This is a genomic window from Synechocystis sp. LEGE 06083 (assembly GCF_015207725.1).
Classification (GTDB): Bacteria; Cyanobacteriota; Cyanobacteriia; order Cyanobacteriales; family Microcystaceae; genus Synechocystis; species Synechocystis salina.
Map to the genome: position 1 here is coordinate 1 of NZ_JADEWJ010000091.1, position 13293 is coordinate 13293.

Annotated in this window: 14 protein-coding genes and 3 pseudogenes; 7 read left to right on the forward strand and 10 right to left on the reverse strand. The window is 50.0% G+C overall.

What is annotated here, in order from left to right:
• From IQ219_RS08855 to trpS, 4 genes and pseudogenes are all read right to left on the reverse strand, one after another.
• Nucleotides 1–157 (reverse strand): annotated as a pseudogene (locus IQ219_RS08855) (ribosome silencing factor RsfS); the annotation flags it as partial.
• An 85-nt stretch (nt 158–242) separates the two neighbouring features.
• Nucleotides 243–821 (reverse strand): bis(5'-nucleosyl)-tetraphosphatase (symmetrical) YqeK, encoded by a 579-nt coding sequence (gene yqeK / locus IQ219_RS08860; protein WP_194020786.1) that lies wholly within the window; start codon nt 819–821, stop codon nt 243–245.
• 192 nt (nt 822–1013) lie between these two features.
• The gene (locus IQ219_RS08865) at nt 1014–1181 is read right to left on the reverse strand and encodes a hypothetical protein (RefSeq protein WP_190599368.1); all 168 of its coding nucleotides are present in this window, start codon (nt 1179–1181) and stop codon (nt 1014–1016) included.
• A gap of 143 nt (nt 1182–1324) precedes the next feature.
• Nucleotides 1325–2346, reverse strand: a pseudogene (gene trpS / locus IQ219_RS08870) (tryptophan--tRNA ligase).
• A 277-nt stretch (nt 2347–2623) separates the two neighbouring features.
• Between trpS and IQ219_RS08875 the strand changes: the two are divergent.
• Complete coding sequence (locus IQ219_RS08875; protein WP_190599370.1) at nt 2624–2848, forward strand: Calvin cycle protein CP12; 225 nt, start codon at nt 2624–2626, stop codon at nt 2846–2848.
• Nucleotides 2849–3007: 159 nt separating this feature from the next.
• Here the strand turns inward: IQ219_RS08875 and IQ219_RS08880 are convergent, their stop codons facing one another.
• On the reverse strand, nt 3008–3277 hold the full coding sequence (locus IQ219_RS08880; RefSeq protein ID WP_190599371.1) for a DUF3143 domain-containing protein: 270 nt from the start codon (nt 3275–3277) through the stop codon (nt 3008–3010).
• 196 nt (nt 3278–3473) lie between these two features.
• On the opposite strand from IQ219_RS08880, the gene IQ219_RS08885 reads away from it, so the two are divergent.
• Nucleotides 3474–4292 carry an HpsJ family protein gene (locus IQ219_RS08885; RefSeq protein ID WP_194072364.1) on the forward strand — a complete coding sequence of 273 codons (819 nt, stop codon included), beginning with the start codon at nt 3474–3476 and terminating at the stop codon, nt 4290–4292.
• Between the two features lie 10 nt (nt 4293–4302).
• Here IQ219_RS08885 and ribF read toward each other — a convergent pair whose 3' ends face one another.
• The 3 genes from ribF to IQ219_RS08900 all read right to left on the reverse strand — a co-directional run bounded on the left by ribF (nt 4303) and on the right by IQ219_RS08900 (nt 6470).
• Nucleotides 4303–5244 carry a riboflavin biosynthesis protein RibF gene (gene ribF / locus IQ219_RS08890; protein WP_194072365.1) on the reverse strand — a complete coding sequence of 314 codons (942 nt, stop codon included), beginning with the start codon at nt 5242–5244 and terminating at the stop codon, nt 4303–4305.
• A gap of 169 nt (nt 5245–5413) precedes the next feature.
• Entirely contained in the window at nt 5414–6136 is a 723-nt protein-coding gene (locus IQ219_RS08895) for an ABC transporter ATP-binding protein (RefSeq protein WP_194072366.1), read from the reverse strand.
• 106 nt (nt 6137–6242) lie between these two features.
• A complete protein-coding gene (locus tag IQ219_RS08900) occupies nt 6243–6470 on the reverse strand; it encodes a ferredoxin family protein (protein WP_010872324.1) in 228 nt (75 codons plus the stop codon).
• A 167-nt stretch (nt 6471–6637) separates the two neighbouring features.
• Here IQ219_RS08900 and glmM point away from each other — a divergent pair, with 167 nt between their 5' ends.
• Entirely contained in the window at nt 6638–8083 is a 1446-nt protein-coding gene (gene glmM / locus IQ219_RS08905; protein ID WP_194072367.1) for a phosphoglucosamine mutase, read from the forward strand.
• Nucleotides 8084–8185: 102 nt separating this feature from the next.
• Here glmM and IQ219_RS08910 read toward each other — a convergent pair whose 3' ends face one another.
• Nucleotides 8186–9319 (reverse strand): phosphotransferase enzyme family protein, encoded by a 1134-nt coding sequence (locus IQ219_RS08910; protein WP_194072368.1) that lies wholly within the window; start codon nt 9317–9319, stop codon nt 8186–8188.
• Between the two features lie 277 nt (nt 9320–9596).
• Between IQ219_RS08910 and thrB the strand changes: the two genes are divergently transcribed.
• Complete coding sequence (gene thrB / locus IQ219_RS08915) at nt 9597–10517, forward strand: homoserine kinase (protein WP_194072369.1); 921 nt, start codon at nt 9597–9599, stop codon at nt 10515–10517.
• Nucleotides 10518–10589: 72 nt separating this feature from the next.
• Entirely contained in the window at nt 10590–11144 is a 555-nt protein-coding gene (locus IQ219_RS08920) for a DUF922 domain-containing Zn-dependent protease (protein WP_228016840.1), read from the forward strand.
• Here IQ219_RS08920 and IQ219_RS08925 read toward each other — a convergent pair.
• Complete coding sequence (locus tag IQ219_RS08925; protein ID WP_194072371.1) at nt 11141–11869, reverse strand: precorrin-2 C(20)-methyltransferase; 729 nt, start codon at nt 11867–11869, stop codon at nt 11141–11143. The two genes, IQ219_RS08920 and IQ219_RS08925, sit on opposite strands and share 4 nt — an antisense overlap.
• 128 nt (nt 11870–11997) lie before the next feature.
• Between IQ219_RS08925 and grrP the strand changes: the two genes are divergently transcribed.
• Nucleotides 11998–12897, forward strand: coding sequence for an extracellular substrate binding-like orphan protein GrrP (gene grrP / locus IQ219_RS08930; RefSeq protein WP_194072372.1), 900 nt, complete (start codon nt 11998–12000; stop codon nt 12895–12897).
• A gap of 114 nt (nt 12898–13011) precedes the next feature.
• Nucleotides 13012–13293: pseudogene (locus IQ219_RS08935) on the forward strand (hypothetical protein); the annotation flags it as partial.

Here is a 13293-nt window from a genome sequence, read left to right on the forward strand (position 1 = left end):
CCGTAACCTTAAGAATGACTAAATCCCCGGCTTTGCGTTCTTCGGCGGCTTGGGCAATGGTCCACACCAAATGTTCGGTGGCGGGGGCATCGACGGGAACGGTGGGATTAACGGTCAAAGTGGGGGGGGATGCATCGAAGCGGGAAATTTCAGTCATGTAGGATTTTGTCAACTCCAAAGGAACGATGGGTGGGTAAAGGAATATTTTTCTAGTGTAGCCAGAACCACTGGCAATGTTGTGCTTACTTTGCCATTTGTAAAGCCCAATTGCGGGTCAAAATCACCCGGGGATGGATAACTTTGTGATGTTTGATCAAATAGGTCAGGGTTTGCTCACAGGTAAGACGCACTGCTTGATAAAGATTGTGCTGGGCCACTTGACGGAGTTTTTCTAGCTCCAAGCTATTGCCCCTAGTGGGCTCCAGGGCATCAGCCACAAAAATCAGGCAAGCCAAAGGGTCCATGGGCACCGCCCCCAAAGTATGACAACGAATGGCAGTCAAAACATCTGGGTCATCAACGCCAAATTCCTCGGAGGCAATAACCGCACTGACATCGGCATGGATGAGATGGGGACTGGCTTGCAAAATTGGATCGAGGGGTAACCGATGCTCCTCGGCGATCGCCAACAATTTGGCCGGCGGGAAAAACTTAGCTAAATCGTGCAGTAGTCCCGCTTGTCCAGCCTTGATTGGGTCAACTCCATGGAGGGGAGCCCATTGCACCGCAGTTTTTTCAACCCCCAAAATGTGGTCTAACCGTTGGGGAGAAACGTTGCACCTTAGCCATTGAATTACCCCCTGTCGGTCTAACTCAGCCATGGCCAAAAAATAAATGTTCGCCGAAATCGAAAGTAATGGTTGAGGACGAAAACTTCGCCTTAGGGAAAACAAATCGCTCCCCAATCAGGCTTGACCTGCCCAATCTACAGACAACAAACGGCGGGCCGAAACCCACCGATCGCCGTTTTTTTATGCAGAGTTTTAGCCACCATTAGGGGCGCTAAAAATAGGTTAAACGTCGCTGGCGGCACCGTTATTGCTGGAGCCATTGGAGTCACTTTGTTGCCTTTGACCACCGGAATAGCGGCGGTTTTGGGTGCGACTGGCGGAGCGAAACTGACGGGCATAAGCACGATTACGTTCAGCTTTTTCCTTCTTTAAATTACGACGTTTTGCCATTGTTTGTTCCTCGTGAAATATAGTTTACAGACCACTTCTGAGTCCGGTTGCGGTCGTCGTGCTACGGGAAGTTTGCACAGGAAATGTTCGGCCGTGGAGGCGCATCCCAAACTTCATCCTAACACGGCTCCTGTTTTCCCAAATTATTGGGGCTGGTGGGGATCTGGTAAAAATCCCAGGGCTTCCCGCACCCTAGTCAAGGTTTGGTGGGCCGTATGACTGGCTTTGGCGTTACCAGCTTGGATGATGCGGTCCAATTCCCCCCGATCAGCCAAAATTTCCCCATATTTTGCTTGAATTGGTTCGAGGGCGGCGATCGCCGTTTCGGTCAGTAGGGGCTTGAATTGACCCCAACCCATCTCGGCACATTCCTTCGCCACCGCTTCCTTAGTTTGGTTACTCAACAGAGTGTACAAAGTCAGTAAGTTGTGACATTCCGGACGATCCGGATCATCAAACCATAAACCCCGTTGGGGATCGGTTTTACATTTTTTAATTTTCTTTTGGATCACCTCCGGCGGATCCAACAAATTAATGCGACTCAGTTCCGACTCATCGGATTTAGACATTTTTTTGTGCCATCGGCCAAGCTCATTACCCTAGCTCCCTCCTTGCGAATTAAGGGTTCCGGTAACTTCAACACCGGCGCATCTTCCCGGCCAAACTTGTCGTTAATGCGAATCACAATGTCTCGAGTCAGTTCCAAATGTTGCTTTTGGTCTTCCCCCACAGGCACCTTATCGGCGTCATAGAGCAAAATATCCGCCGCCATAAGTACGGGATAGTCCAGTAGCCCCACGCTGACGTTTTCCCCCTGTTTAATGGCTTTTTCTTTAAACTGAATCATGCGTTCTAGCCAATTGAGGGGAGTGACACAGTTGAGCAACCAGGCCAATTCACTGTGGGCCGACACATGGGACTGGACAAAAATAGTCGAATACTGCAAATCAATGCCACAGGCGAGGTACAACGCCGCAATGGTGAGGGTATCCTGGGCTAAGGTTTGGGGGTTATGGGGCACCGTGATGGCATGGAGGTCCACCACACAAAAAAAGTTATCGTAATGTTGCTGTTGTTCGACCCAGCTACGGATAGCTCCCAGATAGTTGCCTAGGTGCAGATTCCCTGTGGGCTGAACTCCAGAAAGGATACGTGGCTTGTCCATGGTGGTGGTTGACCTATGAGCGAAATTAAACTTAATTTAACTTGGGGATTGGTTTAGTTGACCCAATGCTTTCCCCTAGGAAACTGTTGTGATTATTTTCACAATTCTTAATACTATCCCCGGCGGTGGCCCCCCAGGCCCCGATGGGGTAATTTAGGGTTGGCAAAGTGAGGAAAACCGCATATTACCGTTGTGGTTTCTTCTACCCAAAGCCAACCAAATTCGCTAACATGAATGAGCCTTACTCTCTGTAGATAATCGTAGGCGGTTAAACTTTATGAGCAATATTCAAGAAAAAATCGAACAGGAGCTAGCCAACGCTAGACAAGTTTGCGGTGCCGATGAAGCTTCTCCGGCGGAGTGCGCTGCAGCCTGGGACGCGGTGGAAGAGCTAGAAGCGGAAGCCGCCCACCAACGTCAACAACATCCTGCCCAAACCCCCCTAGAAAAATTCTGTGACGAAAACCCCGACGCCGCCGAGTGCCGTATCTATGACGACTAGGGGACAGTAACCCCAACCCACTAACCATAACTGGCGATCGCCAGGATTCCCGAAACGATGTTTTTGGTTGAAGCAGTGACAATTTCCTGGGGGTTGTTACTGCTTTTTGCTGTTTGTGCTGGAGGGATGGGGGTGAAGCATATCTCCCCGTGGTAAAACCTAAGGCCCTTCCAGTACCGCGGCTTCCACATCTTGCCGGCTGAGGGAGTATTTAAAGCTCCGCACCACTTGGCGCTGGGGTTGCTGGGGGAAGTAGCAGATGACTAATTCCTCCGTGTCCAAACTCAGTTCCGCATCCCAATCCCCTTGCTTAAGCATCCAACAATGGCGATCGCCACGGTCTTGCTGACACCCCAGGGCCATGAGCCAGCGTTCTAGTTGGGGCAGGGGATGGTTATAGAGGGGGGTTTCCGGTGCGGGGAGACTCATGGGCAATGGCAAAATGGAAAATAATTTGGTGGACGTTGGCTTAATTCGCCTAATCTAATCTAGACCATCTAACTTTGATCTTGGATCTTGTTTGAACCGCCAATGGGAGGTGGCACCAACGCTACCATTGCCCCCCGCGCTAGGAAAGTGCTTAGCTAAGATGGCGTATAGTATATTGCGTTGCTCTCTGGAATCTATGAATATCCCTGCCTTTACCGCCCTGACGTTGAAGTTGTTCGGCGTTATTTTCGTCCTCATTGCCCTGCTGGATTTTGTGAGCCTCATTTTCCCTCTGCAAATGGCTGATCCCCAGTGGCAGTTGACAACGATAACGGGCATTGTCGACCGGGGCATAGTGCCCATGTTGGGTATGGGGTTGATTTCCCTTGGTTACTTGGTGGATACCATGGCTAAAACCGCTACGGCTTCCCCCAAAGGTGGTTTTGATTTACGGATGCCGGTTTATATTTTGGCGATCGCCTTGGGATTAGTCTTTTTATTGTTAATCCCCATACATTTGACCAATGTGAACCAAATTAAGACAGCGGAGTTGGCCCAACTAGAAACCCAGATCGGCCAGGGGCAACAACAGGTGGAAGGGGCCCTCAGGCAATTTGATGCCCTGTCTCAAAATCCAGAAGCATTGGAACAACAAATCAAAGAAGGGGAGCAACTGTTAGCCGCCGGTCAGGCGAATGGGAATCCCTTAAACCAAGAGCAGTTGGCTAATATTGAGCGCCAGGTGAACGAACTCAAAGGTCTCCAGGAAATGTCCAAAGACCCGGCCGCCCTGAAGGCAAAGATGGAAGAAATTAAAACTAATTTGGAAACCCAGGTGGCGGAGCAACGGCAAAAAGTGGAAAGCCAAGCCTCTAATCAAGCCCTCAAACAAGGTTTACGGGTAGGGCTGAGCAGTTTAATGCTCTCCATCGGTTTTGCCGCCTTTGGCGCTTTGGGTCTGAGGAATTTACTTTCCGCGCCTCCGACTCCCCCCAGTGCCGATCCCCTTGCCTAGATTAGGGCCGTTAGGGCATAGCCCCATCCAGATTAAGTAATTTTTCTGCCTGGCGACAATCCTGACTGATCTGATTTTTTAGCTGGTCCAAGCCAGCAAATTTTGTTTCGGCCCGGAGATAGTGGGTCAAAGCCACCTCCAGGCCTTGGCCATATAAATCCCCCGACCATTGCAGGAGATGCACTTCCGCTGAAGGTTCCTGCCCGTTGACCGTAGGGCGATCGCCAAGGTTAATTACCGCTGGTATGGGCACAGCCAAGGCATCTAAGTTGACCCAACCCGCATAAACTCCATACTTGGGCCAGAGCTTATCTTCCGGTAAACAAAGATTAGCGGTGGGAAAGCCCAATTTACGACCCAATTGCTGTCCCTGCACCACTGTCCCCCGCAGGGCATAGGGCCTTCCCAATAACTGATTGGCCATGGCTAACTTGCCTTCCTTGAGGGCGCGGCGAATGCGCGAACTACTAATCCTTTCCGTATCCGTTTGTTCCAACTGGGCGATCGCCACGGTGATGCCAAATTCTTGCCCCAGATTTTGTAAATCCTCCACATTGCCCCGCCTTTGATGACCAAAGCAAAAATCCTGGCCGACACTGATAAATTTGGCTTGCAACTGCTCCACTAGGATGGATTGGACAAATTGCCTGGGGCTAAGGTTGGCTAAGTTTTCCGTAAAGGGTAACAACACCAACTGTTCCATGCCGATCGCCGTCAATTGCTCCACCTTCTCCGGCAAGGGGGTTAATAAAGGTTGGGTGCGCCCACTGAAAAAACTGCGGGGATGGGGATTAAAACTAACCACCGCCGAATGTAGGGGATGTTCCAGTCCCTGGGCAAAATCCATCACCTGACGCAACACCGCACCATGGCCCCGATGGACCCCATCAAAGTTTCCCAGGGCGATCGCCGTAGGGGTTTGTAAAACATTGGTGGCGGAAAGAATACGCAAAGTAGTTGGCAATTAATAATGGCGATTATCGGTCAGGACTGAAACGATCTGGGTAATGGGTAAGGAAAAAACGTCATTGTTCACAGATGGGAAAACATCATTGAAGGATTGCAGATACCGGGCGGTTAGCGATTATTTAGCCACAGAAACGGTCTAATCCTGGAAAAATTTAAGCGTGGTAGGCCGCTCCCAAATAAAGTTCTCCCACCAAAGGATCATTCAGTAGACTTTGCCCCGACCCCTCCAACTTATCCTGGCCATTTTCCAGCACGTAACCCCGATCAGCCATCATCAAAGCCTGTTTGGCATTTTGCTCCACCAAAATAATCGCCTTACCAGTGGAATTAATCGCCTTAATTTGGGCAAACACATCCTTAACCAAAATGGGTGACAGAGCCGCCGACGGTTCATCCAGCAACAACAAATCCGGGTCTAACATTAAAGCCCGACCCATGGCCAACATTTGCCGTTCCCCGCCTGATAAAGTCCCAGCCCTCTGGTTACGGCGTTGGGCCAATTTAGGAAACATGGTGTAAATGCGGTCCTTGAGGGTTTGGGTGGGGCCCTGGTGGAGAAAAGCCCCCATATCTAAATTTTCTGCCACCGTTAGGCTGCCAAACACGTTACAAACCTGAGGCACATAGCACATACCCCGGCGCACAATTTGGTCAGAACCAAGGCCAGCAATGTTTTTACCCTTAAAAATAATCTCCCCCTGGCTGGGGGTCAGTAAACCAAAAATGGTTTTGGCTAGGGTGGATTTTCCCGCTCCATTGGGACCAATGACTGTGACCAACTCCCCCGGCGCAATGGAGAAATTAATGCCCTGCAAAATGGGCACATCGGCCACATAGCCAGCAAACACATCCTTAACAATGAGGAGGTCAGACATAGGTAAAGGTTAGAAAAGTTTGATCGACCCAGGCCGGGGAATTCAGTGAATATCAGTCAACTAGTCGTATTTAAGCTAGCCCAGGGCAGTTGGCTTTCTCCCAACCCTAGGCAGGACTTTTTTGTAAATCTGGCCTTTCCTCTGGCAGGATGGCCCCCTCCACTGGACAGACCTGGAGACAAATGCCGCAATCAATGCAAGTGGCAAAGTCGATCCAGTACCAATCAGTGCCAATGGTATTTTTCCCGTCTCCGGGGTGAATGCAGGCTACGGGGCAGGCTTCTACACAATCGGCCACGCCTTCGCAGGTTTCCGTAACAATGGTGTGGGGCATATTTCGCCGGAATCAGAATTTCAAAAGTTGGCGGATTTTTACAAATCGTCACAGTTCTAAGGGTAGCGGACGTTCAACCCCTGAGGCAATCCACTGGAGCGTGATTTATCTGAAATTTCCCGAAGCAGTTATCCTGAGAGGAAGAATTGTGTGAGGAAAATTTTCAGATGGTTGCGTCCCCCATCCACAGCCGTGGTTTAGATTTGCCTTTGCCTTCAACGATGGGAGAATTCGGCCTCAGCTTGCCCCGATCGCCATTGTTTGGTACAGACGGTATCCGGGGTAAGGCGGGGGAATTGTTGACAGCGCCTTTGGCTTTATCCTTGGGCTTTTGGGCGGGACAGGTGTTGCGGCACCACGCTGATGTTTCCGGGCCGGTGATTATTGGCCAAGATTCTCGCCTTTCCAGTGATATGCTCGCCAACGCCATGGCCGCCGGCTTGAACAGTGCCGGGGTGGAGGTGTGGCAGCTAGGGCTTTGTCCTACTCCCTGTGTGGCCTACCTCACCAGAAAGACAGCGGCGATCGGGGGCATCATGATTTCCGCCAGCCATAACCCACCGGAAGATAATGGCATCAAGTTTTTTGATCACCAGGGACTGAAATTGCCCAAATCCCTGGCCATGGCGATCGAAGCGGGACTACGGGGACAAAGCCAAACCTCTGCTCTCAATACTAGCCAGTGGGGTCGCAGTTACGGCCAACCCCAGCGCGTTCAGCATTACCAGGATTTTTTGCTAAGTAGTTTGCCTCAACCCTTAGATTTTCAAGGGCTAAAAGTGGTGCTGGATCTGGCCTGGGGGGCTTCCGTGAATTTAGCACCCCATATTTTTCGTAGTTTAGGGGCAGAAGTTATTGCCCTGCATGATTTGGCCGATGGCAGTCAAATTAACGTCGATTGTGGCTCCACCCATTTACACCGTTTACAAAAGGCAGTGCGGGAAACTGGGGCGGACTTAGGTTTTGCCTTTGACGGCGATGCGGACCGGGTGATGGCAGTGGATGCCCAAGGTCGCCCAGTGGACGGGGATTACATTCTCTTTTTGTGGGGTAAAACCCTCCAGCAAAGCAATCATCTGCCTGATAACTTAATTGTCGGCACTGTCATGGCCAACTTGGCCTTCGAGCGGGCCTGGGAGAAGTTAGGGGGTAAGTTAATTCGCACTGCCGTGGGGGACCAAAACGTCCAAGCCCAAATGTGGGAAACCGGGGCCATGCTAGGGGGAGAACAGTCGGGACATATTATTTGTCATCACCATAGCTATTCCGGGGATGGCCTACAGGCGGCCCTGCACTTAACCGCCCTAGTGCAACAGTCTGGTTTATCTCTGGGGGAACTGCTGGCGGAAAGTTTCCAACCCTATCCCCAAATTCTCCGTAACGTTAGGGTGCTAGACCGGGAGCGTCGTTTGCATTGGCAGGAATGCACCTCTTTGCAACAGGCGATCGCCACGGCGGAAGAGTCCATGGGCGACACAGGAAGAATTTTAGTGCGGGCTTCGGGCACGGAACCCCTGATTCGAGTCATGGTGGAGGCGGCCTGTGCGGAGACGGCAGCCCATTGGTCGGCACAACTCACCAGCGCTGTGCAATGCCATTTGGGAGACAGTTAACAGTTATCGGTTAGCCAAAAGAGCTTGCAAAACCGCAGTTCACTACCCATAACCGTGGCAAACTGAGCGGTGGCAAGGACGCCTCGTTGTCAGAAAAAGGCTTCAGCCCCTAATGTCATTGATCATCCGACCAATGGCATCCTCTTGGCTTTGAATGTCGGTAGCTAACTGGAATTGCACCAAAGCTCTGATTAGATTGTGCTCAGGATATTTAACTTTGAAATAGCGATCGCCGTTGAGGTAATCGGTGAAGAACCGCAGTCCCAACTCAAAGCTGATGAGGGCAATGGCGGGAAACAAATAATCGTAATCATCAGAGGTGAGAAAATGTTGACATTGGGGTAAATAACCCGCCAAAATTGCGCGACAGAGGTCTAGATCAAATTCCACTGCTGACCAATTTTCCGTTTCTTCCCCCAACAGGTTACAACCGGAACGTAAACAATCACCCAAATCGTAATGGATTAAGCCTGGTTTAGTGGTATCTAAATCAATCACGCTGACCGCTTGTCCCGATTGGCGATCGAACAAAATATTATTAACTTTAGGATCGCCGTGCATTAAACGCAGGGGTAATTCCCCTTTGGCTTTAGCTTTTTCCAACACGCCACAGCGGTCAATCCAGGTTTCAATCACCCTCTGGCAATGGTTAATTTCTTGGCTTAATGCTCCCGTTAACCTTGGGGTCTGGGCCAATGCCTGCTGATACTGTTCCAGGTAAACAGGGGTGTGGTGAAATCCTGGCAGGGTATCGACTAATTTACTAGGGGAAAGATCGCTCAGCAGTTGATGGAAAATGCCTAGGGCTGTGCCCACTTCCCTGGCCTGGGCTGGGTTGGTCAGGGTGTCAAAGGATTCTGAACCGGCAATGAAACTGATGGCCCGCCAAAATTCGCCAGTGCCCGAATCCCAATGGTCCTGATTATTTTTAGTTAAAATCACTTCTGGCATTAACCAAGGACGTTCCAGGGGATGCCGTTGTAATTTTTGCTTAATATGGCTAGTCACCCAAACCATATTGCCCATCACCGCCGCAGGATTTTTAAATACCTCGTGATTGATCCTTTGCAAAACAAAACTAGTCTGGGTTTCGCCATCTAAATCCACCAAAAAAGTGTCATTAATATTGCCGTTGCCAAAGAATTTGATCTGGATAATTTTTCCCTGGTGATCAAATTGATCCGCAATGGCAAAAACTTTTTCTGCTACGTTCGATATTTTCCCAGTGGATTCCATTGGCTAAGCTTTACTCCCCAAATGAATATAAGTAAATATTAATAAATCATCATTGGCTGAATAGATGGATATTTTAGTCCCATTAACCCCATTACCACATGGCCATCCAACCAGTTAGCCATAGCCTAGATGAACTATTTTCGGCTCAGCAGAAATTAATCATAGTCACCAGGCGATCGCCGATGGGTTGGACTGCCGGTTAGCCCACTATTGCCTCTGGCCCAGACCAAGCCTGATAATGCCAGAGCATTAATCCCCATTTTTTCTGCTATTTGCCATGGTCAGCTTCACCGTTTCTGTGCCCGCCACCACCGCCAATATAGGCCCAGGCTTTGATTGTTTGGGGGCGGCCCTGGGGTTATATAACCATGTGACGGTGACCAGCCCGACGGATCCGGAAGTTGATTTATTGATCGAAGCCCGGGGCAGGGATGGAGAAAAAATCAGCACTGACAAGGACAATTTACTCTACCAAGCCATTGCCTATTTTTATCAACAAACTGGGCAGGCCGTACCCCCTCTAAAGCTAGAGATTGACTTAGAAATTCCTTTGGCACGGGGTTTGGGCAGTTCGGCCACCGCCATTGTGGGGGGATTATTGGCGGCCAATCAGGCGGCGAGTAATCCTTGTACTGAGGAAGAAATTTTGCAGATGGCGATCGCCATGGAAGGGCATCCCGACAATGTGGCCCCGGCCCTATTGGGGGGTTGTCAGTTGGCCGTCAAAAATGGTGACCATTGGCAATTGGTTGCCCTAGATTGGCCGAGCCAATTTGTGCCAGTGTTGGCCATTCCCAATTTTGAACTATCCACTGAAGCCGCCCGGGCTGTTCTTCCCCATCAGTATGACCGTAGTGCCGCTATTTTTAATGCTTCCCACCTAGCGCTATTGGTACAGGCTTTTAACCAAAGTCGGGGGGACTGGTTGGCCCTAGCTCTCCAGGATCAAATCCATCAACCCTATCGCCAGAGTTTAATCCCTGCCTACGACCAACTCCACCAAGCCGCCCTAGCCGCCGGGGCCTACAACCTAGTGATTAGCGGTGCCGGCCCTACCCTATTGGCGATCGCCGACGAAGTCCGGGCTCCCCAAGTCGCTGCCGCCCTAGTGGAAACTTGGCATAATGCCGGCATTGAGGCCGAAAGCCATTGTTTGCCCATTGATACCAAGGGCGCAACCATTACTAAATTGAGGTAACCATTACCAACGGTGGACAGGCTGAGGAAAATGTATGTTAAACCAGCATTGCTTGGCCCATTAATAATAGTTTTGGGACTATTTGGAACGGCCAGGTTAAAGGCAGAACCAATTGTTGAAATCGAGTATAAATACTACTCCATTTACCCAAAAACTAAATGGGATTTAAACGATGAACTGAATCGCCGTAGCCCGATTATTTTTCAGGGAAAACGGTATCGTGGTTACACTCAATGGTTAGTGCGCTGGCAGTATCAATGGTGGTCCACGGCCCAACAATGTCAAATCATCACCGTTACCACCAACCTTGATGTTACCTATACCCTGCCCCGCATTCCTACTAATCACCCCACTGATCCAGAAGCCCGACTAGTTTTTAATCGCTACTTAGCCGCCCTCTTTAAGCATGAGGAAAACCACAAAAATTCTGGCCTTTATGCAGCTAGATCCATTGAAAATGCTCTACTGAACCTGGGTCCATTTCCCAATTGTCAGAGTTTAGAAACCAAAGCTGAAAGCACTGCTCAACAGATTATCCAGCGTTACCGCCAAAGGGATCTGGATTACGATCGCCAAACTGATCACGGCCGCAAAGAAGGCATTATGATCGAAAATTTTCTCCGTTAATTTTTCCGAATTTTATTTTGGTTTTGCTTGATTAATATCAGGGAAAAATAGGATAGGGACAACTGGGGATAGTTACTAAGGGGATGGTAAATGTTTTCCTCGGTGGTAGAAATTTTTTCCAACACCCAAGCCCGGTCTAATAGTTCCCTTTGGGCTAAAATTTCCCACACCTGTTCATACACCAATCGCACTTTCATCAATACCACCACCTCTGCCCAATCCAACGCTTTTTCCAATTCTTCTGGGCAATATAATGCCGGCAAAATTGCTAATTTTTCTTCCTGGCAAGTGAGGGGTAAGCCCAGGGCGGAAGCTCCGGCAAAGGGGGAACTCACCCCAGCGATGTAGTTGATCACCAACTGGGGATGGTTACTTTTTAACGTCTGAGCAAGGTAGGTGAAGGTGCTGTAAAAGCTGATGTCTCCTTCACAGGCAAAGGCCACATCTACTGCTTTTTCTAAATAGGGCCAAACTTTTGCTGCTGCCTCTTCCCAGGCCTTTTCTAGAATCTCTTCCTTTTGCACATAGGGAAATGTCAGGGGTAAGGTAATTTGTTCTGGGAGAAGATGGGGGGTAATAATGCCCTCGGCAACCCCCGATCGCCCTTGGAGTCCGGCGGGAAAAGCCACCACGGGACAAGCTTGCAAAATTTTCAACCCCTTGAGGGTAATTAGCTCCGGATCGCCGGGGCCCACACTAACGCCATAGAGAATACCAAGTGTCATGGACAAAGATAAAAATAGGAATAAAAATATGGTTTATATGGTTTTTTATTTGTAATAGTTCTTTACTTTACCCAGACAAAAGCCGGTCTATATTAGACTGAACGCAAACTTTTGGGTTAATTAATGCCATGTTGAAGCAGTTGTCAGCCACCTTCATTGGACTGTTACTCGCCACGGTGGGTGCCCAGGCGGCGATCGCCGAAACCGTAATGGAGAAAATTATTCGCACGGGTAATCTAACCATTGGGGCAAACCTGGACACTGTGCCCTTCTCCTATATCAACGAAAACAATGAGGTGGTGGGTTACTCCATTGACATTGCTGATCGCATCCGGGAGGAAGTGGGTAAGGAATTGGGGCGGGAAGTGGTTCTGCAAATTGTGGAAGTACAAGATATGAAAGATGCCCTGCCCAAGGTCAAAAACGGTGAGCTAGACATTGTCTGTAATACCGCCTTTACCTGGGAGCGGGACCGCTACGTTGACTTTACCGCTAGCTATGCAGTGGCTGGTGTCCAACTACTGGTGCCCAATGACACCCCGATCAGTTCTCCCGAAACGTTAATGGGACGCCGGGTGGCCCTGGTGCCCAACACCATTGTGGAGGATGCAGTGAAAATTGCCCAAGCTGACATCGAAGTGGTGCCCGTTACCAGTGTGCGGGCCGGTATGGAAGCCCTTAAAAAGGGCACAGTGGATGCAGTGGCGGCGGACGGTATTCAACTAGCAGGCCTAAGGCAGGTATTGGATATGCCTGACACCAAAATTATTCCCCAACCGGCGCAAATTAGGTATGGGGTCGGTTGTATGGTGCGGGAGGGCAATCCCAGCTTTTTGCGTTTGGCTAATCGGGCTCTGGTGCGGCTAGCGGAGGGCTATGTGCAAGGCGATCCGGAAGACGTGGCAATCGTTGACAAATGGATTGGTACTGAGGGAATTGTGCCAGTGGACAATGATAATCTCCGTCAGTTCTTTAATTACCTGGTGATTACCCACGAGCAGGTGATGGAACCCAAAAATGGCCAGTAAATGAGGTTGATTTTGATGGATGGTAATTTGGTTGGTACCTTTTGGGGGCTGTTCCGACCTTGCCTCGTCCCAATCCCTAGCCCCATTGTTTTTGTCGATTTTTAGGTATTTGTCATGAACTCTAACCAACTTGGCTGGACTGCTTTCCTCGTGGCGATCGCCAGTGTGGCATCCTCCCCTGCTGAAGCCGCCGTGGTCGACAATGATGTCTCCAGTCAAAGTGGCACTATCGAATCCCGTATTGCCCGTATTCACTCCACCATTAGCAATAAGGCTGATTCCGCCAATCCCCTCGGTAGTGTTGCCCCCTCTCCAGAAGTCCCCCCCCAAGTGGCGCTCCGTCTGTCTGTTATAAACATCTCCCACCCTACGAGACGGGCTCCTATATCTTATGCG